Origin of the sequence: Marinobacter sp. (assembly GCF_052094685.1) — a bacterium.
Lineage (GTDB): Bacteria > Pseudomonadota > Gammaproteobacteria > Pseudomonadales > Oleiphilaceae > Marinobacter.
This window is the reverse complement of record NZ_JBQDKB010000002.1, coordinates 68407-85835: the sequence shown is the minus strand read 5'-3', so window position 1 is coordinate 85835 and position 17429 is coordinate 68407. Positions and strand designations below refer to the sequence as shown.

The 17429-nt window shown below is 53.8% G+C and carries 15 protein-coding genes and 1 pseudogene; 10 read left to right on the top strand and 6 right to left on the bottom strand.

The window, feature by feature from the left end; translation table 11 throughout:
• Nucleotides 1-2: 2 nt before the first annotated feature.
• A complete protein-coding gene (gene dauA / locus ACTH3S_RS00935) occupies nt 3-1775 on the bottom strand; it encodes a C4-dicarboxylic acid transporter DauA (protein WP_441807136.1) in 1773 nt (590 codons plus the stop codon).
• A gap of 61 nt (nt 1776-1836) precedes the next feature.
• On the opposite strand from dauA, the gene ACTH3S_RS00930 reads away from it, so the two are divergent.
• Nucleotides 1837-2856: a ChaN family lipoprotein gene (locus ACTH3S_RS00930; protein ID WP_441807135.1), complete on the top strand. Its 1020-nt coding sequence runs from the start codon at nt 1837-1839 to the stop codon at nt 2854-2856.
• The gene (locus tag ACTH3S_RS00925; protein ID WP_441807134.1) at nt 2853-3563 is read left to right on the top strand and encodes an SIMPL domain-containing protein; all 711 of its coding nucleotides are present in this window, start codon (nt 2853-2855) and stop codon (nt 3561-3563) included. Before ACTH3S_RS00930 ends, ACTH3S_RS00925 begins: the two co-directional genes overlap by 4 nt.
• Nucleotides 3564-3606: 43 nt before the next feature.
• Here ACTH3S_RS00925 and ACTH3S_RS00920 read toward each other — a convergent pair whose 3' ends face one another.
• Complete coding sequence (locus tag ACTH3S_RS00920) at nt 3607-4674, bottom strand: beta-N-acetylglucosaminidase domain-containing protein (RefSeq protein WP_441807133.1); 1068 nt, start codon at nt 4672-4674, stop codon at nt 3607-3609.
• 128 nt (nt 4675-4802) lie between these two features.
• On the opposite strand from ACTH3S_RS00920, the gene ACTH3S_RS00915 reads away from it, so the two are divergent.
• The 7 genes and pseudogenes from ACTH3S_RS00915 (at nt 4803) to ACTH3S_RS00885 (ending at nt 12233) form a co-directional block, all read left to right on the top strand.
• The gene (locus ACTH3S_RS00915) at nt 4803-5864 is read left to right on the top strand and encodes an acyltransferase family protein (protein ID WP_441807132.1); all 1062 of its coding nucleotides are present in this window, start codon (nt 4803-4805) and stop codon (nt 5862-5864) included.
• A 52-nt stretch (nt 5865-5916) separates the two neighbouring features.
• Complete coding sequence (locus ACTH3S_RS00910) at nt 5917-6375, top strand: ATPase (RefSeq protein WP_441807131.1); 459 nt, start codon at nt 5917-5919, stop codon at nt 6373-6375.
• Nucleotides 6376-6513: 138 nt separating this feature from the next.
• Nucleotides 6514-7590 (top strand): annotated as a pseudogene (locus ACTH3S_RS00905) (TRAP transporter substrate-binding protein).
• A gap of 100 nt (nt 7591-7690) precedes the next feature.
• A complete protein-coding gene (locus tag ACTH3S_RS00900) occupies nt 7691-8236 on the top strand; it encodes a TRAP transporter small permease subunit (protein WP_441807130.1) in 546 nt (181 codons plus the stop codon).
• Entirely contained in the window at nt 8233-9528 is a 1296-nt protein-coding gene (locus ACTH3S_RS00895) for a TRAP transporter large permease (protein ID WP_441807129.1), read from the top strand. The genes ACTH3S_RS00900 and ACTH3S_RS00895 overlap by 4 nt, the downstream gene beginning before the upstream one ends.
• Before the next feature lie 315 nt (nt 9529-9843).
• The gene (locus ACTH3S_RS00890) at nt 9844-11097 is read left to right on the top strand and encodes a class I SAM-dependent methyltransferase (RefSeq protein WP_441807151.1); all 1254 of its coding nucleotides are present in this window, start codon (nt 9844-9846) and stop codon (nt 11095-11097) included.
• Between the two features lie 11 nt (nt 11098-11108).
• The gene (locus ACTH3S_RS00885; RefSeq protein ID WP_441807128.1) at nt 11109-12233 is read left to right on the top strand and encodes an NAD(P)/FAD-dependent oxidoreductase; all 1125 of its coding nucleotides are present in this window, start codon (nt 11109-11111) and stop codon (nt 12231-12233) included.
• A 67-nt stretch (nt 12234-12300) separates the two neighbouring features.
• Here ACTH3S_RS00885 and ACTH3S_RS00880 read toward each other — a convergent pair whose 3' ends face one another.
• The 3 genes from ACTH3S_RS00880 to ACTH3S_RS00870 all read right to left on the bottom strand — a co-directional run bounded on the left by ACTH3S_RS00880 (nt 12301) and on the right by ACTH3S_RS00870 (nt 15540).
• Nucleotides 12301-12774: a Dps family protein gene (locus tag ACTH3S_RS00880; protein WP_441807127.1), complete on the bottom strand. Its 474-nt coding sequence runs from the start codon at nt 12772-12774 to the stop codon at nt 12301-12303.
• Nucleotides 12775-12909: 135 nt separating this feature from the next.
• Complete coding sequence (locus ACTH3S_RS00875) at nt 12910-14364, bottom strand: dihydrolipoyl dehydrogenase (protein WP_441807126.1); 1455 nt, start codon at nt 14362-14364, stop codon at nt 12910-12912.
• A gap of 123 nt (nt 14365-14487) precedes the next feature.
• Nucleotides 14488-15540 carry a 3-deoxy-7-phosphoheptulonate synthase gene (locus tag ACTH3S_RS00870; protein WP_441807125.1) on the bottom strand — a complete coding sequence of 351 codons (1053 nt, stop codon included), beginning with the start codon at nt 15538-15540 and terminating at the stop codon, nt 14488-14490.
• 354 nt (nt 15541-15894) lie between these two features.
• On the opposite strand from ACTH3S_RS00870, the gene ACTH3S_RS00865 reads away from it, so the two are divergent.
• The gene (locus tag ACTH3S_RS00865; protein ID WP_441807124.1) at nt 15895-16683 is read left to right on the top strand and encodes a secretin N-terminal domain-containing protein; all 789 of its coding nucleotides are present in this window, start codon (nt 15895-15897) and stop codon (nt 16681-16683) included.
• Nucleotides 16684-16686: 3 nt separating this feature from the next.
• On the opposite strand, the gene ACTH3S_RS00860 is transcribed toward ACTH3S_RS00865, so the two are convergent.
• Entirely contained in the window at nt 16687-17193 is a 507-nt protein-coding gene (locus ACTH3S_RS00860) for a molecular chaperone DnaJ (RefSeq protein ID WP_441807123.1), read from the bottom strand.
• Nucleotides 17194-17429: the final 236 nt, after the last annotated feature.

The following is a 17429-nucleotide window of genomic DNA, read 5'->3' as shown; positions in this document are numbered from 1 at the left end:
TTTCATTCGTTTAGCCCGGTGAGGTTGGAAGGCGTTGAGTTCTGATGAGTTCTGGATAACAAGGGCAGTGCCAAAGCTTCGCGCAACGTGGATGTAAACTGCAAAACCCCTTCTACCGGCCCAACGCCGCCGCGTGCAAGCGTTCGCTGAGGCTGGGATTGCAAGTCAGCAACCACAATGCGGGTGCCGTCATTTTGGCAGGTGGCTATCAGTTTGTTGAGGGCAGACAGGCCGCCAGCATCCAGTACAGTAACGCCATCCATATACAAAATGATTCCTCTAACGTTTCGCGAAAGCTCTGCAAGCTCGCCAAAAATACGGTCTGCCGCTGCAAAAAACAGCGGGCCATTTATTTTGAACACCCGCCAGCCAGCCGGCAAACCCTCTTCGTTGACCCGCTTGCCGCTGGTGATATCCGTCACCTTAGTCATCTCGGCCATTTCACGCATAAACAATACCGCGGCCAGTAAAACACCGGTCGTAATGGCAATCACCATATCCAGCGCCACCGTGAGCGAAAAGCAGGTGAGGAAAACCAGTACATCGCTGCGCGGCGCTGTCTTCAGCAAGTGCACGGCTTTGGGCGCCTCACTCATATTCCAGGCCACCATAATCAGCAAAGCCGCCATGGCGGGCATGGGCAAGTAAGCTAACACACCGGCCAAAGACACCAACGCCAGAAGCACCACGGCGGCATGAATCATCGCCGAGACGGGCGATTCTGCGCCGGCGCGATAGTTGGCAGCAGAACGGGCAATAGCGGCGGTTGCGGTAATGCCGCCGAAAAATGGCGCGATAATGTTGCCCAGCCCCTGCCCCATCAGTTCGCTGTTGGCACTGTGGCGTTTGCCGGTCATGCCATCAAGCACCACAGCACAGAGCAAGGATTCGATGGCGCCAAGCATGGCAATGGCAAAGGCCGCCGGCAGCAGTTCTCGCACCATGCTCCAAGACAACCCAATCGGATCACCACTAGCATTCGCTTGCTGCCAGGGCCAAGCAAACTCCGGCAAAACAGGCGGAATACCTGCACCCGTGCCGCCGCCGGGCAGCAGATAGCTGAAGCGTGACCCTATGGTATCCACCGCGGCACCGTTCGCGTTTAACCAAATTGCCAGCAGACTTCCGATCACCACCGCTGGTAAATGTGGCGGAACCGGGGTTTTCAGGCGTGGCCAGAGCAGCATCACCGCAAGCGTAACCAGCGCAACCAGCGTACTCATGACATCCAGCGCGGGAAAACTTTGCACCAGCACCGCCAGCTTGTCCCAGTAATGTTCTGGCATGGTCTCCACAGAAAGACCGAAAAAATCCTTTACCTGCAAGGTGGCGATCACCACCGCAATACCCCCGGTAAACCCGAGCGTGACAGATTCTGGAATGTACTCAATAAAACGACCGAGCCGCATAACCGCCATAATGATTAGCAGCACGCCAGACATCAGCGAGGCCAACAATAAACCGCCAAGGCCATAGGCTTGAGCGATGGGATAGAGAATAACCACAAAGGCCGCCGTGGGCCCCGAGACACTGAAGCGGCTGCCGCCGGTGAGGGCAATAATAAAACCAGCAATGAACGCCGTATAAAGGCCATATTGGGGCGCAACACCACTTGCGATAGCCAGCGCCATAGCCAGTGGGATCGCAATAATACCCACGGTAACACCTGCCATAAGGTCGCGCAGAAAACGGCGACCGTTATATGGCTGATCAATACAGGCCTCCCGGAATCCGTGGGCAAGCCGGAGTGAAAAAAGGTGTGCGCGATGGGGCATACTGGCCTCGTGTCTAGGAATGCATGCAGTAGCGAGGCTTTACATCATATATAATTTTGCCATGAAAAAATTATTCATCGCCGTGCCACTGACCCTGTTTGCCAGCCTTAGCGGGTGTGCAGCCAAGATTCATGATAACCACAGCAACACCGTATCCGGACCACAAACCCTGTATGAATCTCGGGTGATCAACGCAAGCAACGGTGCCGAACTGGATATCAAAGCCCTCGCGCAAAGGCTTGCCTCAACCGATGTCGTTGTGATTGGCGAATACCACGGCCACCAGGCCTCTCACCTTTTACAGTCACAGCTTCAGGCTGCACTCTTCCGCCAGAACCCTCTGCAGGTGCTGTCCATGGAACAGTTCAACATGGATAACCAAGCTGCCGTGGATGCCTATTTGAACGATAAAACTGGCGAGACTGAAATGATCGAAGACAGCAGTGCCTGGGACAACTACCGTGGCTCCTACCGGCCATTGATAGAATTCGCACGCCAGCATGGTCTCCCAGTGATTGCAGCCAATGCGCCCGCAACGGTGGTACGTTGCGTCGGCCGAGAAGGGGCAGGCTATCTGGAAAAGTTGCCCAGAACCGGGCGGGAACAGCTACCGAACCGCCCGTTTATGGACACACCGGCCTACCGCGAAAAATTCACTGCGACTATTGCTCGCAGCCACCACGCGGCAGATGACCCTATGGGTGAGCGGATGAACAACACATACAAAGCCCAGCTACTGCGGGACAACACTATGGCCAGCCGCATATTGGCTGCCCGCGAAGCTCATCCTGGCCACCAGGTTATTCACACCACCGGCACATTCCACAGCGAAGAACACTTGGGAACCGTTGCATTACTCAAGCAACGGGCTCCGGATATTTCGGTTGCGGTTATCTCACCCGTAGCCTGGCCGGCCGGCGCAAGCGAAGCGCCCTTGCATAGCAGTCGACATAAGGGCGACTATCTCTACTTCACTCAACCGCTGCCCAAAGCGTTCCGCGACGAAGCGCGCGAACAAAAGGCTATGTCTGCCCGATTTCATCGACCCTCTAAAGAGACCTGCCAAGGAGATTCTCTATGAAAGTCATTGCTGCCCTAATTCTGGGTATCGCCGCCATTGTTTCTGCCTCGTTTATTAGTGATGGCCTAACCGATCTGCGCACCGGCGACCGGTACGTTACGGTGAAAGGCGTGGCGGAGCGGGAAGTAACGGCCGATCTTGCTTTGTGGCCGATCCGTTTTGTGGGCACGGGGGACACCCTTAGCGCGGCCCAGGAGAAAGCGAACAGCAGCCGCAGTGCCATCATGGCGTTCCTGAAACTGCAGGCCATCGGCGATGGTGCTGTGGAACTCCAGCGGCTGGATGTTACGGATACCCGTGCCAACCCGTACCAGGACGACAATAGCAAACAAAAATTTATTATCAGCCAAACCCTGATGGTTCGCAGCGACGACATCGAAAAAATCCAACAGGCTGCTCAGGCTGTCAGCGAACTGGTTGATTCTGGCGTGGTGCTGTCATCCGACTATGGACCAAGCGGCCCCACCTATCTGTTTAATGGATTGAATGAAATCAAACCAGAGATGATTGCCGAAGCCACAGCCTCCGCCCGCGAATCAGCCAGCCAGTTTGCCAAAGACGCCAACACCGGGCTGGGGGATCTGCGCCGCGCCAATCAAGGCGTGTTCCAGATACTTGCCCGAGACCAGGCGCCGGGGATTTCCGAGCAACAGCAACCGGCAAAGACCGTGCGGGTGGTTTCAACGGTTCAGTACTATTTACGGTAGTACTATTTACGAAAGTGCCGCCTCGCAATAAGACCGTGCGGCATTACTGGGTCTGAACCATCTCGTCAGTTACCTGATACTCCCCCACCAGCCAGCGCAGAACTTCGCTGGCTGCCGGGTGATCATAGGCATCGTAAGTTCGCATCAGGCTTTGCCGTTTTTCCTCGCCAATACGCCCAAGCCCGGCGTCCTGCAACACCAGCAGATCAGCATGAAGTTGTTTTGCCAACTCTCTCCCAAGTACCTCTTTCGCCGCACTAAAAAACGCATGCCCGTACTGATATTCCGTGCCCTGACGGTAGGATTCTGCCAACGTTATCGCAGGAATCGTGGTCAACACCGGCTGCAAGGCCGGGTTAATGCCATGCCCCGCCAAGTACGCGCCATTGGCAGCCGGGCGGCCGGTAAAACCCCGCAAATGCAAGTGCCGGGACATGCGATCGCCGTCATTTACCGGGTAGTTATCCCAAAGCACAGGCTTGCGCCCTAGCTGCTCACCCACACGCTTCAAATGCCCGGGGGAAATCTCGCGAGAGCAAACTTCCTCACCCGTCCAGAATATCTGAATATCATGGTCCAGCCGACGCCCAAGAGTTTCTAAGTAGCCAGGCGGCCGCTCCCCGAACACCCGGTCTAACACCGGGTCATCAGAGTAATAGCTGGGACAAATTGAGAGGTACTTGGCCTGTGTGCGCTCACGGATCCAGTGCATGATATCCGCCTGAGTTTCGGCCAGTGCTGGCGTATCGGCACGCATGTCGTCGAACAAAATGGCTAACTCATCAATACCTATGCGATCAAGCAGCTCAAGCTTCGCAGCAAGTGCAGTACGGGCAGCATCATCAAATTGGTTAAAGATCTCAAACGGGCTCAGTCCAACACCAAACCGCAGCCCCTGCTTGCGACAAAACCGACCGAACTCCGACAACTCAGCTACCATCGCCGGCGGGTGTGGTTCTTGCCACCGCCGGCGCAGAAAAACATCCGCTTTTGGCGCATAGAGATAAAAGCCGTAACCGTGTGGCGCCAGTGCACGCACCAGTTGTTGTCGCTCCTGCCAGCTCCATACCGGTCCGTAGAAGCCCTCGATAATCCCCAGCGTTGTGCTCATGGCTCTGTCCCTGTGACTGCTCGATGTATTACCACATGGTATACCTGCGGCAAGAGAATGGTATATCTCATCCGTATTGTCGCCGCTCAAACCAGGCTACTATAGACGAAATTCTGACGGAAACTTCTATGAGCTCTTCCCAAGCACGGCTGGGCAGTCTTGATGCATTGCGAGGCCTCGCCGCTTTTGGGGTCGTGCTTTTTCATTATCTGCCCTATTACGACAAGCTCTTCGGTCATTCATTCGAATTGCCTCAGCTACTCACAGACACCTTGCTGTTTGGTCGCTACGGTGTGCACCTGTTTTTTATTCTCAGCGGCTTTGTCATTTTCATGACCCTTGAGCGCACCCGTAATGCCGCCTGGTTTGGGCTGGCCAGGGGGGTCCGACTCATGCCGGCACTCTGGGCCGGCATTGCCCTTACCTTCATATCCGTGCATCTTTTTGGGCCGGAAAGCCGCGCGGTTAGTCTTGAAACCGCCTTACTCAACGCAACTCTGCTGCACGAATATCTGGGCGCAGAGCATGTAGATGGCGCTTATTGGAGCTTGGTAATAGAAGTGACCTTCTACAGCTGGATGGCCTTGCTGTTCTACACCTTGCGCGGCTGGTCACGATTGCGGCTGGCCTTCTGGGCGTGGATGCTGGTGAGCTACGCTGGCGTTATCTGGTGGAAACAAATACCAGACAGCCTCGAGTTTCTGATCAAAGATCTGATGTTCGTTAAATACGCCCCCTTGTTTATTGGCGGCATGCTGATTTTCCGTATTCACCGATACGGCCGTCCGGCAACTGGTGATGCAATATTACTTGCGCTTGCTGTTTGCCATGGCCTGTTTGCTTACAAACTCCCATACAGTCTATTCGTACTGGGCTGTTTTACCGTGTTCGCCCTGGCCGTTGCGGGTCGCCTGAACTGGCTGGCAAACAAGCCCTTGCTGTGGCTGGGCAGTCTTTCCTACAGTCTTTACCTAGTGCACCAAAATATTGGCTACGGTGTAATCACCCTAAGCTACAACGCCGGCCTGCCAGGCTGGCTAGGTGTCAGCCTGGCTATTGTCACCGCTCTTCTGCTGGCTTCATTGATCCACTACTTCATCGAAAAACCGGCTCAACGACAGTTCCGTGCTTGGCGCAGCCGCACGGAAACCGCTCAGACAGTAGGAGCACCGGTAAAGGTTGTTGACTAGACTAAGTTTTGATCATTCGTTTGAACACGCACCTGATTAATGGAGCTTGGCCATGGAAATTAAAACCTTTGAAGACATCATTGATTGGACCCGACAGATGCACCTGCGCCTTGCAGAATGTTTGCGGGAGTCTGCCGAGCAAAACAGCAATGAACGCGCCTGCGCTCTGATGGATTATGTGGCCAGTCACGAAATTGCACTGGCGACGGCGGTGAGTGAATTCGAAAAGCAGGCCGAACCAAACGTGCTGCAAACACGCATCTACGACTACCTCGAACATAAGCCAGTCATACCCGACGAGATCTGCGATGGGCGATATGCCTCCATGGGTTTCGATGACATCTCCCAGGGCATCTTCGCTTTCCACGACCAGATTACGAGCCTGTACGACACGCTGATAGGCAAAGCGGAGATCGAAGGCGCCAAATCATTGCTGGAAGATCTGCTGGCTCATGAACAACATGAAGCCAAGCAACTGGCCAGCCAAATAGGCCGGATGAACGACCTCTAACAAGGCCTACGACCTAGGTCGTAACCGAGATGTTTTTTATTTCGCCGGGCCAAAATACTTGCTAATGTGAACTGGTTTTAGGGCTCCCTTAAGAAAGCCTAGCTCGACCCAAAACAATGACAAAAGGACACAAGAGCAATGAAAATCCGTTCCGTTTTCTCCGCGGCGGTATTCGCCGTGGCAGCAACTTTCGCCTCGACCCAGACATTGGCTCAGGACACATTCACCCTCAAGCTTGCAGAGACCTGGGGCCCAAACTTCCCGATTTTCGGTGACACCACCAAAAACTTCGCCAAATCCGTCGAGAAAATGTCGAATGGGCGGCTGAAAATCCGCATAGATTCCGCCAACAAACACAAAGCCCCTCTGGGTGTGTTTGATATGGTGAAGGCTGGCCAGTACGACATGGGCCACTCTGCGTCCTACTACTGGAAAGGCAAAGTACCCGAAACCCTGTTCTTCACCAGCATGCCATTCGGCATGAACGCCATGGAACAGTACGCCTGGTTCTACCATGGCGGCGGCATGGAACTGATGCAAGAAGTGTATGAGCCCCACAACATGCTGTCGTTCCCAGGTGGCAACACCGGCGTTCAGATGGGCGGCTGGTTTCGCGAAGAAATCAAATCGCTGGATGACCTTAAAGGTCTGAAAATGCGCATCCCAGGCTTTGCCGGTGAAGTCTTTGCAGAAGTGGGGGTTAACCCAACCAACATTGCACCAGGCGAGCTGTACACAGCGCTTGAACGCAACACCATTGATGCGGTTGAGTGGGTAGGCCCGGCTCTGGATCTACGTCTTGGTTTCCAGCAGATTGCCGATTACTATTACACCGGATGGCACGAGCCAGCCACTGAGCTTCAGTTCATAATAAACAAGAAAGTGTGGGAAAAACTGCCAGCTGACTTGCAGGAAATCATGCGAGTTGCCATGCGCACAGCCTCCTACGATATGCTGGTAATGTCACAGCACGAAAATGCGAAAGCCTAGGCCAGCATCAAGAAAGACTTTCCGAATGTGCAAATCAAGCAGTTCCCACAGGACATCTTTCAGGCTATGTTTGATGCCAACAAAAAGCTCCTGAAAGAAGCGTCTGAAAGCAACGAACAGGCAGCCCGGATTGTGGAGTCCCAACACGACTATCTGGAGCAGAGCCGCGCTTATACCGATATTTCTGAGCGTGCATATCTAAACACCATGGGCACAGTAGAGTAATATAGGGGCTGTAATGGAGCCGGGTTCGCTCTAAAAGTGATCCCGGTTTTGTTGTTTATAGCAATAGCAGAATCGCCAGCCCCCTGGCGGAGGATTGTGAATGCAGTGGATTATTAAACTGGATGAGGGCCTTGCCCGCGCGTCCATGTTCTGCGGCTGGGTTGCCTGTGTCGCGATGCTGCTAATGGCCGGAAACGTTTTTTACGACGTTGTTGCCCGTTACGCGTTCAATGAAGTGTCCATAGGCATGCAAGAGATGGAATGGCACCTTTATTCAGTGGTGTTTCTGTTCGGCATTCCCTATGCGCTGCGCACGGATGGCCATGTTCGAGTCGACGTGTTTTATACCCAATGGAGCGACAAAGCCAAAGCCTGTGTAAACCTGGCAGGCGCTCTGTTATTTGTGGTGCCATTCGCCTGGCTTATCGGCATGTACGGTTACGATTTTGCAGTGGACTCCTACAACATGGGCGAAGGCAGTGGCGACCCTGGTGGGTTGCCCCAACGCTGGATCATCAAGTCTATTATCCCAATCACTGCATTTTTTATCGCCATCGCTGGCCTCAACATGGCAACGTTCGCTTTGCGCGTTATGTCTGGTGAAAAACAGTACGAAGATGAGAACGGCGGGGAGGGGCTCGCATGATCGGTATGATTATGTTCCTCGTTGCCCTTTTCATGTTGATGCTGGGCTTCCCTGTTGCCTTCACCTTTGGCGGCGTCGCCTTATTCTTTGGCATATTTGCAGAAGGCATGGATCTGTTCGCCTTCATGCCTTATCGCATCATGAGCGTTATGCAGAATACCGTTCTGATGGCTGTGCCGCTGTTTATCTTCATGGGCGTTATCCTGCAGCGTACCCGGTTGGCTGAGCAGCTACTGACTTCCATGGGCCGTCTATTTGGCGGCCTACCCGGCGGCCTGGCGATTTCTACCATTTTAGTCGGTGCTCTACTCGCGGCTTCCACCGGCGTGGTGGGCGCAAGCGTGGTTGCCATGGGCCTGATCTCTTTGCCTGTCATGCTTGCCCACAAATACGACAAACGCTTGGCAACCGGCACCATCTGCGCAGCGGGTACGCTAGGCCAGATAGTTCCGCCATCCATCATTCTGATTATTCTGGGCGACGTACTGGGGCTTCCGGTAGGCGATCTATTCAAAGCAGCCGTCGGGCCTGGCGTGGTTCTTATCGGGCTCTATATTGCCTATATCCTGATCATGACCCGCTTCAAACCAGAGACGGCTCCGGCCATGCCGCCGGACAACAGCATTTCCCGTAAAAAAGAAATTATGAATGCGCTGTTGGCCATCATTCCGCCGCTGGCTCTGATTGTTATTGTGCTTGGTTCGATTTTTACGGGCATTGCCACACCTACAGAATCCTCAGCGCTGGGCGGTATCGGCGCGATTGTTTTGGCCATCATCTACCGTCAGTTCTCATTCGAGATGGTTTGGGACGCGTCGAAAGATACGGTGAAAGTGACGGCCATGGTGTTCGCCATCCTGATCGGTGCCACGGCCTTCTCCATGGTCTTTAGCTACACCGGTGGCGACTATCTGTTGGAAGAGTGGATGCTGGCTCTACCTGGCGAGAAGTGGGGCTTTATCATCCTCGCTATGCTGGTCATTATGGTGCTGGGTTTCTTCATCGATTTTGTAGAAATCTCTTTCATCATCGTGCCCATTCTGGCGCCAGTGGCCGAAGCCATGGGCATCAACATGCTTTGGTTTGCCATTTTGATCGCTATGAACCTGCAAACCAGCTTCCTGACCCCACCTTTCGGGTTCGCATTGTTCTACCTTAAAGGCGTCGCACCACCGCAAGTAAGAACGGTCGACATCTATAAGGGGGTATTACCATTTATCCTCATACAGGTGCTGGTGCTGGCGATGATTGTGATTTTCCCTGAGTGGTTCGGCATGAGCTCCTCGTACTGACCTGCCTGCGACCGGGTCGCCTGACCCGGTCGCACATTGCGCTAGCTCACTATCTCGCTTCATATCCCATGCCCCCTTCTCTACCCCGCCCTTCCTCGCACCTGACAAAGCCAAAACGTTTTCTATACTAAGTACACAGCCGTCAATTCTCAGACAAGTATTCGAGACAAGCCTTGGCGCATAGCCGCCAGCCAAGACAGCAATGTTAAGGCAAAAAAGGGAACAATATCCGTGAACCATAATAGTGTTCAGAACAGTGCCCCAAAAGGCACCAAGAGCACCGAGCTCAATGAACAAGCCGACAAATCCCATGTCCTGACCCTTCCCTTGCAGGGTACTCATGTAGACCGTGCGCCACACACCTATGAAAGATGGCTAGTAACCAAGCTGGTTCGCATGGCCGGTTCTCCCCCGATTCGCTTCCGGCTTTGGAATAACGAGGTCATTGAACCTCCAGAACAAGCCGCCCAGTTTACAGTGTACCTCGCAGACCCAAAGGCGCTTTACACACTAGTTGCCAACCCCAATCTGGCATTTGGCGATCTATACAGCGCGGGGCGCTTAGGTGTAGAGGGCGATCTGCCTGATTTGATGGAAACTCTTTATCGCACGATTCATCAGGCCCGCCAGAAATGGCCGCGATGGCTAGAGGCCCTGTGGCGCAACCATGCTCCCCGCGCAACTGGCCTGTCTGAAGCAAGGGAGAATATTCACCACCATTACGATCTGGGCAACGACTTTTACCGGCTCTGGCTAGACCAAGCCGAAATGCAATACACCTGTGCCTACTACGAGCGCCCCGAGTTGAGCCTAGAGCAAGCACAGCTAGCAAAACTGGAACACGTGTGCCGAAAGCTCAGGCTAAAGCCAGGTATGACCGTGGTGGAGGCCGGGTGCGGCTGGGGTGGGCTGGCCCGCTATATGGCGCGGAACTACGGGGTAACTGTCCACGCCTACAACATCTCCCGGGAGCAAGTGGCCTACGCTCGCGAGCAGGCTCGCACACAGGGGCTGGAGAATCTGATTGTTTATATTGAAGAAGATTACCGCAACATTGAAGGCCAGTACGACGCCTTCGTCTCGATCGGCATGCTGGAGCATGTAGGCAAGGAGCACTATCTCACCCTGTCTGAGCTGATCAAGCGGTCATTGAAGCCCAATGGCATAGCGCTCCTTCACAGCATTGGCCGCAATCGGCCAATGCTGATGAACGCCTGGATCGAAAAACGCATATTCCCCGGGGCCTACCCACCCAGCATCGGCGAGTTCATGGCGCTGTGCGAACATGGTGACTTTTCCGTCTTGGATGTAGAAAACCTTCGGCTCCACTACGCCAACACCCTGAGTGCCTGGATGGAACGTTTTAACGCGGCAGAAGAAACCGTCTGCGAAATGTACGACGAGCACTTTACCCGGGCCTGGCGCATGTATCTGGCCGGCTCTATTGCCGCTTTCCGGGCAGGGTCACTGCAACTTTTTCAGGTTGTGTTTACCCACGGCAACAACAACCAACTGCCGGCAACCCGGCAGGATCTCTACACTTTTCCCGCCACACCCGAGCACATCTGAGGTTACCGGATATGGAAACTTACGATCTGATTATCGTCGGGGCTGGCCCGGCAGGAAGCACCTTAGCCAAAGCCCTTGAAGATAGCGGCAAGCGCGCGCTATTAATCGATAAACAGGACTTCCCCCGGGATAAAACCTGCGCTGGGTGGGTAACGCCTTCGGTTATGGAAACCCTGAATATTGATTTGGTCGAATACGGTAATGGCCGCACGCTTCAACCCATCCGCCGCTTCCGAATCGGCATGATGGGGCAATCGGCGGTTGAGAATGATCATGGCAGCGTGGTCAGTTATGGCATCCGGCGCTGTGAATTTGATAATTATCTGCTGGGGCACACAAACACACCCAGACATCTTGGCACCCCAGTCAAAAGCATTACCCGAAAAGACGGCAATTGGCTGATTAATGATACTTGGGTCGCTCCGTTATTGGTGGGCGCCGGCGGGCACTTCTGCCCGGTTGCCAAGCTAATTGGCGATGGCCCGGGAAGCCATGAAACCGTGGTGGCGGCCAAGGAAGTAGAATTCGAAATGACCAACGAACAAGCAAGCACCTGTGAAGCCCAAGGGGACACTCCGGAACTTTGGTTTTGTCGGGATCTCAAAGGCTACGCCTGGGTCTTTCGCAAGGGTAATTACCTGAACGTGGGCTTGGGACGGGAGGATAACCACAAGCTAACCGCGCACCTGCAAGAGTTCGTGGACACTATGAAAGCCACTGGGCGTATTCCTGCGGATCTATCCAGCCGTTTCAAAGGCCACGCCTATTTACTCTACGACCACGCTGGGAGACCACTGGTAGACGATGGGCTGCTGTTGATTGGCGATGCGGCCGGGCTGGCCTATACCCAAAGCGGAGAAGGTATTCGCCCGGCCGTAGAATCCGCATTGTTGGCGGCTGATGTAATCCGACGCGCACCGGATTTCTCTGCTACCTCCCTGCAGGCATACGGTGATGCCATTGCCAATCGTTTTGGCCATAGAGAATCCACAACAGAGGAAGGTTTTCAGATCCCAAGCTGGATTAAAATGCCACTGGCGAGCACTTTGATGCGTTCCCACTGGTTTACCCGCAAGGTGGTGACTGAAAAATGGTTTCTGCACCAGGAAGTGACACCCCTAGCAGCAAACTCGTAACGCTGAGCATTTTTTACAGATAAAAAAATGGCGGCCACTGGCCGCCAGATACATGCGTTCGGTGAGCTTAGCGGCCCAGGTAGCTGCGATACATCCAAACAGTTTTTTCCTGCTCAGCGATGTAGTCACTCATCAACGAAGCCGTGCCCTCATCTTCCGCATCACCGGCCAGGTTCAGCAGATCCCGCTGCTTGCCAATGAGCTTGGCAAAGCTATCGAGAATATTTTCCATGGCTTGCTTACCATCAGAAACATCTTTCTGCTCGGGTACTTCCGAACGCTCAATATAGGAGCTGTATGAATGGGCTGGGCGGTGTCCTAGTGTTAGAACACGCTCTGCAACTTCATCAATTTTGAGCAACAGGTCGTCATACAGTTCTTCAAATTTCACATGAAGCTCAAAGAAATTATCACCTTTGATGTTCCAGTGATAACCACGCACGTTCATGTAAAAAATCTGGTAGTTGGATAGCAGATCGTTAAGAGAATCGGCCAGTTTTACTGTTTTTTCCGCATCCAGACCAATAAAATTCTTACCCATTACATGCCTCCTTCGTGGCTGTTAAATCGAAACTAGCACTACCTTAGCCTAGGCTCCGTATATCCGTGAAGTTTAGTTATCCAATTCAACTCATAGAGCGAACTAATCGCTCCATGAAGCTATACTAGAAACCGGCTATACACCCGGCCCACAATCTGTGCAGCCTTCCTCTGGAGCCGGTCCGATATTGAGATTTTGGTTGAGATCTTTCAGGGCGGTTCTCAACCCCTCTTCAATGACCGGGTGATAAAACGGCATTTCCAACATTTCACTGACCGTCAACCGTCGCTGCGCAGACCAAGCCAGCAAATGCGCTATGTGCTCCGCCGCAGGGCCAAACATTTCCGCACCCATGAACAACCCACTGCCATGCTCACCGTAAACCCGAAGCAGACCACTGTTTTTTCCGAGCACCCTGCTACGGCCCTGATCTTCAAACGATACCTCGCCTACGGCGAAGCGGCCCGCGCAATGCTTATCCACTTCATCAATCGTAAGCCCCACGCTAGCTATTTGGGGGTCGGTAAACACAACCGCAAGGGGGGTGCTCCGCTTACCCGTTCTAACTTCTGGATAAGACGCCGCATTATTCCCTGCAATCCGACCCTCATCGGCGGCTTCGTGCAACAGCGGTAAATCGTTATTGGCATCACCGGCAATGAAAATATGGCTCAGCCCACAGCGTAGTGTATGCGGGTCAAACACAGGCATGCTTTTTTCATCCAGCTCAATATCCGCATTTTGTATATCCAGGCCGTCTACGTTGGGCCTACGCCCGGTGGCGGCGAGCAGGTACTCAAATATTTCTGTTTTCTCACCAGCACCGCCGTCGATGCTACGGTCGGTAAACGTGACGGCCACTCCGCCATCAACCCTTTCAACCCACTTCACGTCACCATCTGGATCCAGGGGGAACTCTTCGTTAAAGCGCTGGAGTGCATACTCTCGAATGCTATCGTCACGGATTGGCCCAACTGCGCCGCCTACACCGAACATGCGTACCCGCACGCCCAAACGGCTGAGTGCCTGACCCAGTTCGAGCCCGATCACGCCTGGCCCGAACACTACAACCGATTCGGGGAGATCCTGCCAATCAAAGATATCGTCGTTAACAATCAGGCGATCTTTCGCTTCTTTCAAAAATCCGGGAATGTTGGGGCGGGAGCCCGTTGCGATGATAATCCGCTGAGCATGAATTTCAGTTTCGTTGTCGATAACCAGGCGATTGGGGCCGGTAAATCGGGCGTGCCCCATGATGCGGTGTTCTTCCGGGAACTTTTCCACCGAACGGATAACCGAACCTACAAAACGATCGCGCTCTGAGCGCACCCGCTCCATCACTCGCTTGCCATCCACGGTTATGCCGCCAGCAGACACCCCAAACAATTCCCCCTGCGCCATCTGATACGCATTATCTGCGGCGGCAATCAGCAGTTTACTAGGCATACAACCCACCCTGGCACAGGTGGTTCCGTACTGATCACCTTCAATCAGCACAACCTTATCTGTAACTTTTCGCACACGCTGATAGGCCACCATGCCTGCAGTGCCTGCGCCAATAATGGCAACGTCAACTTCTCGCTTTTCCATAAAACAGTCTCCAGACTGGTGTTACCGAAACCAAGAACCCAAGTGAATCGTTCAACAGTGTGTGCTTCAGTATAGAGCCCGGAATTGCTTTACGCGGTACGTGTAAAAACTGACTCCTGCTCTTTATAACGAACGAAGCAAAACCTCTGTTTGTTCCCAGCCCAAACATGGGTCGGTAATAGAGCAACCGTAGCGAAGGTCGTCGCCATCGTCTTGCCGGCCCGGCTCCAAGAAGCTTTCCAGCATCAACCCACGAATCTGACTATTGCCAGCCCTTTTTTGCTGCATCACCTCACGGGCAATATCGATCTGCCGCTTGGCCTGCTTGCAGGCGTTGTCATGACTACAATCCACCATAATTGCAGCACAAGTGCCTGCACCGGAAAGGCTCTGCACCGCGCGTTCAATGCTGGCGGCATCGTAATTGGTTATCCCCCGGCCACCACGTAACACCAGATGAGTATCCGGATTGCCCCGAGAGCTAACCATAACCGGTGTGCCAGTACTGGATACACCAATATGATGGTGTGCGTGAGCAGCAGATTTCATGGCATTGATGGCCACGGCGGTGCCACCATCAGTGCCATTTTTGAACCCCGCCGGCATAGGCAGGCCACTGACCATCTCGCGGTGAATCTGGGATTCGGTGGTGCGGGCACCAATGGCTGTCCAGCTCACCAAGTCTCCGAGGTAATCCATAGCAAAAGGGCTCAAAGCCTCAGTGGCCAATGGCAGGCCCATTTCAGTCAAGTTCAAAAGCAAGCGGCGTGAACGCAACAGGCCCTCGTTAAGGTCGCCCGCCCCTGTCCGCTCTGGATCGTACAACAACCCCTTCCAGCCCACCGTGGTTCTGGGCTTTTCCAAGTAAGCGCGCATCACAACAAGAAACCGGTCGCTAACTGCATCCGCCAGGGTTTTCAGCTTTTTGCCGTACTCTAGTGCTGCAACCTCATCGTGGATGGAGCAAGGCCCAACCACCAGCAGCGTGCGCTCGTCTGTACCATGCAGAACGCTCCGGACGGCTTGTCGGTGCTCATCTATCTGCTCAGCAAACCCCTCGTCGACAGGCAAACGTGCCCGTAATTCAGCCGGCGTTGGCAGTGCGATTTCCTGCCGATACGTTATCGCGGAGCCCATCATCTGGCGTTCTCCGGCTGTGTTCAAAGGCGTGTTCATATCTGTGTTCCCATTTCCCTGCGTCAGAATCAAAAAAGCCCCGGCTGGGCTACCAGTCGGGGCTTTCTGAGTCCGACGGCAGCCTGGTTTTTCGCCGGGCTGCCATCCTCGTTGTTCGTTTTTTGAAGATGCTATGGGCGGCCCTGGCGCTGGCTAAAATAAAAGCCATAACCAAACCACCAGCAAAAAACAGCAGCGACTGCCGCCATCGGTTTTTGGCCGAAAGCTTGCAGAACATTCAATTGACAGATCGCTTGTGTCGTCTTCATGCTAAACAATATATACCCCGGGTTTTCAACTTGGCAACCCGTAGACTGGATTTTTCGGATATTTTTTGATGCAAGGGAACCAGAAATGACACTGAACTTACGGAGTTTTGCCGTTCTGTTCTTCTTTACGCTCGTGCTGGCACTCATCTCCGGTACCGGTTCTGCCCACGCTGAATCCCGTGCCTACCAGCTCAACAACCGGCCAGGTGACGATGTGGCGAGCCAAGTGCGGGAACTGTATCAAGGCGAACCTGTATCAATCACTGCCCGGGGCCAGCAACTTGTGATTCGCGGCAACCAGCAATTGCTGGATGAAATCGGCACCCTAATTGAAACCCTCGACGTAGCCCAAGCCCAGCTTCGAATCACCGTGCGATCTACGGAAGACATCGGCGGCAAACGCTCTGGTGGAGGGGTTACCACAACACGAAACAATCTTGGCGTAACGGTGGAACGCCGGGTTACAAGCACCGGTGGCACCCAGGAGCGCAGCTTGATGGTGATGGATGGCCAGTCTGCCCACATCACCTCGGGCCAAGTGCGAACGCTACCCTTTGCGGTACGTGGTGGCAGAAACCCCGCCGCCATTTTTGAACAGGTGGAAACTCGCAGCGGGTTTGTTGTCAGCCCGCAGGTTATTTCAGACCGCGCTATAGAGCTGAACATCACGTCTTTTGAGGCGGACCCCGCAGAACTTGACGGGTATGAAACCCAGGCGCTGGTCACGATTCGCAGAGTGGAACCTGGCCAATGGGTCTCTTTAGGCAGCGCCTCAACTCAATCCACCAGTAAACAGTCAGGTATTACCTACAGTGTTAAAAGCAGTCGGTCGGACAACCGGAGCTTTGAGGTAAAAGTTGAGGTAGTACACTGAAGCCTACGCCTTGGTACGAATCAGTACACTCTTGGCTTCGTTGATCTTGGCAGCCAAGTAATCATTGCCACCTCTATCCGGGTGCAGTTTTTGTATCAGGCGGCGGTGCGCCATAACAACGTCTTCTTTTGAGCAGGCCGCTGTGACACCCAGTATTTCGCAGGCTTCACGCTCGGTCATGCCATGACCTTGTGCCTGCCCAGTCGACCCCGAATCTGGCCCTGCCCCGCTGCCCGGCTCTGCATTAGCATTGCCAGTAAAAATACGATTCAGCGCTGGGAAGAACCTTACAAGCTCCGGTAGTTTGCGCAGCAGGGGGATCAATGCGGCTATGGTGGCAGTCAGCACATGCACTCGGCCCGTCAAAACCATCACTAGTAGCATGACGCCGCCGCCAATAAGAATCAGCTTCCAGGTTGCAGCTTTCTTCTTTTCCGCCGACAATCCGCCCCATTGTTTCAGAACCACAAAGACGGTTGCCGCCAGCGCGATTCCCAGTATCCAATGCATGATTGATCCCTTACTGCAAAAAGATCGTAAGTCTGGCACTCAATGTAACAACAATGCTAGCCATAAATGCCTACAATCCGGTGACAACGACACCCTAAATTTTGTAGAATGCTACGTTTTGTCGTGAATCAATCATTCCCGCATCCAAACAGTCTGTTGTTATGCAACGACCTGGCGGGGAAACCGAGCAACTTCGTTTCCCTTCCCGCTCACCGCAAACCCCGGACCAGACAGAG

Bases quoted from the DNA above. Each gene is read 5' to 3' on its own strand.
- ACTH3S_RS00910 (WP_441807131.1), top strand. From the start codon at position 5,917: ATGGAAATTAAAACCTTTGAAGACATCATTGATTGGACCCGACAGATG.
- ACTH3S_RS00920 (WP_441807133.1), bottom strand. From the start codon at position 4,674: ATGAGCACAACGCTGGGGATTATCGAGGGCTTCTACGGACCGGTATGG.
- ACTH3S_RS00885 (WP_441807128.1), top strand. From the start codon at position 11,109: ATGGAAACTTACGATCTGATTATCGTCGGGGCTGGCCCGGCAGGAAGC.
- ACTH3S_RS00880 (WP_441807127.1), bottom strand. From the start codon at position 12,774: ATGGGTAAGAATTTTATTGGTCTGGATGCGGAAAAAACAGTAAAACTG.
- ACTH3S_RS00925 (WP_441807134.1), top strand. From the start codon at position 2,853: ATGAAAGTCATTGCTGCCCTAATTCTGGGTATCGCCGCCATTGTTTCT.
- ACTH3S_RS00900 (WP_441807130.1), top strand. From the start codon at position 7,691: ATGCAGTGGATTATTAAACTGGATGAGGGCCTTGCCCGCGCGTCCATG.
- ACTH3S_RS00895 (WP_441807129.1), top strand. From the start codon at position 8,233: ATGATCGGTATGATTATGTTCCTCGTTGCCCTTTTCATGTTGATGCTG.
- ACTH3S_RS00865 (WP_441807124.1), top strand. From the start codon at position 15,895: ATGACACTGAACTTACGGAGTTTTGCCGTTCTGTTCTTCTTTACGCTC.
- ACTH3S_RS00930 (WP_441807135.1), top strand. From the start codon at position 1,837: ATGAAAAAATTATTCATCGCCGTGCCACTGACCCTGTTTGCCAGCCTT.
- dauA (WP_441807136.1), bottom strand. From the start codon at position 1,775: ATGCCCCATCGCGCACACCTTTTTTCACTCCGGCTTGCCCACGGATTC.
- ACTH3S_RS00915 (WP_441807132.1), top strand. From the start codon at position 4,803: ATGAGCTCTTCCCAAGCACGGCTGGGCAGTCTTGATGCATTGCGAGGC.
- ACTH3S_RS00860 (WP_441807123.1), bottom strand. From the start codon at position 17,193: ATGCATTGGATACTGGGAATCGCGCTGGCGGCAACCGTCTTTGTGGTT.
- ACTH3S_RS00870 (WP_441807125.1), bottom strand. From the start codon at position 15,540: ATGAACACGCCTTTGAACACAGCCGGAGAACGCCAGATGATGGGCTCC.
- ACTH3S_RS00875 (WP_441807126.1), bottom strand. From the start codon at position 14,364: ATGGAAAAGCGAGAAGTTGACGTTGCCATTATTGGCGCAGGCACTGCA.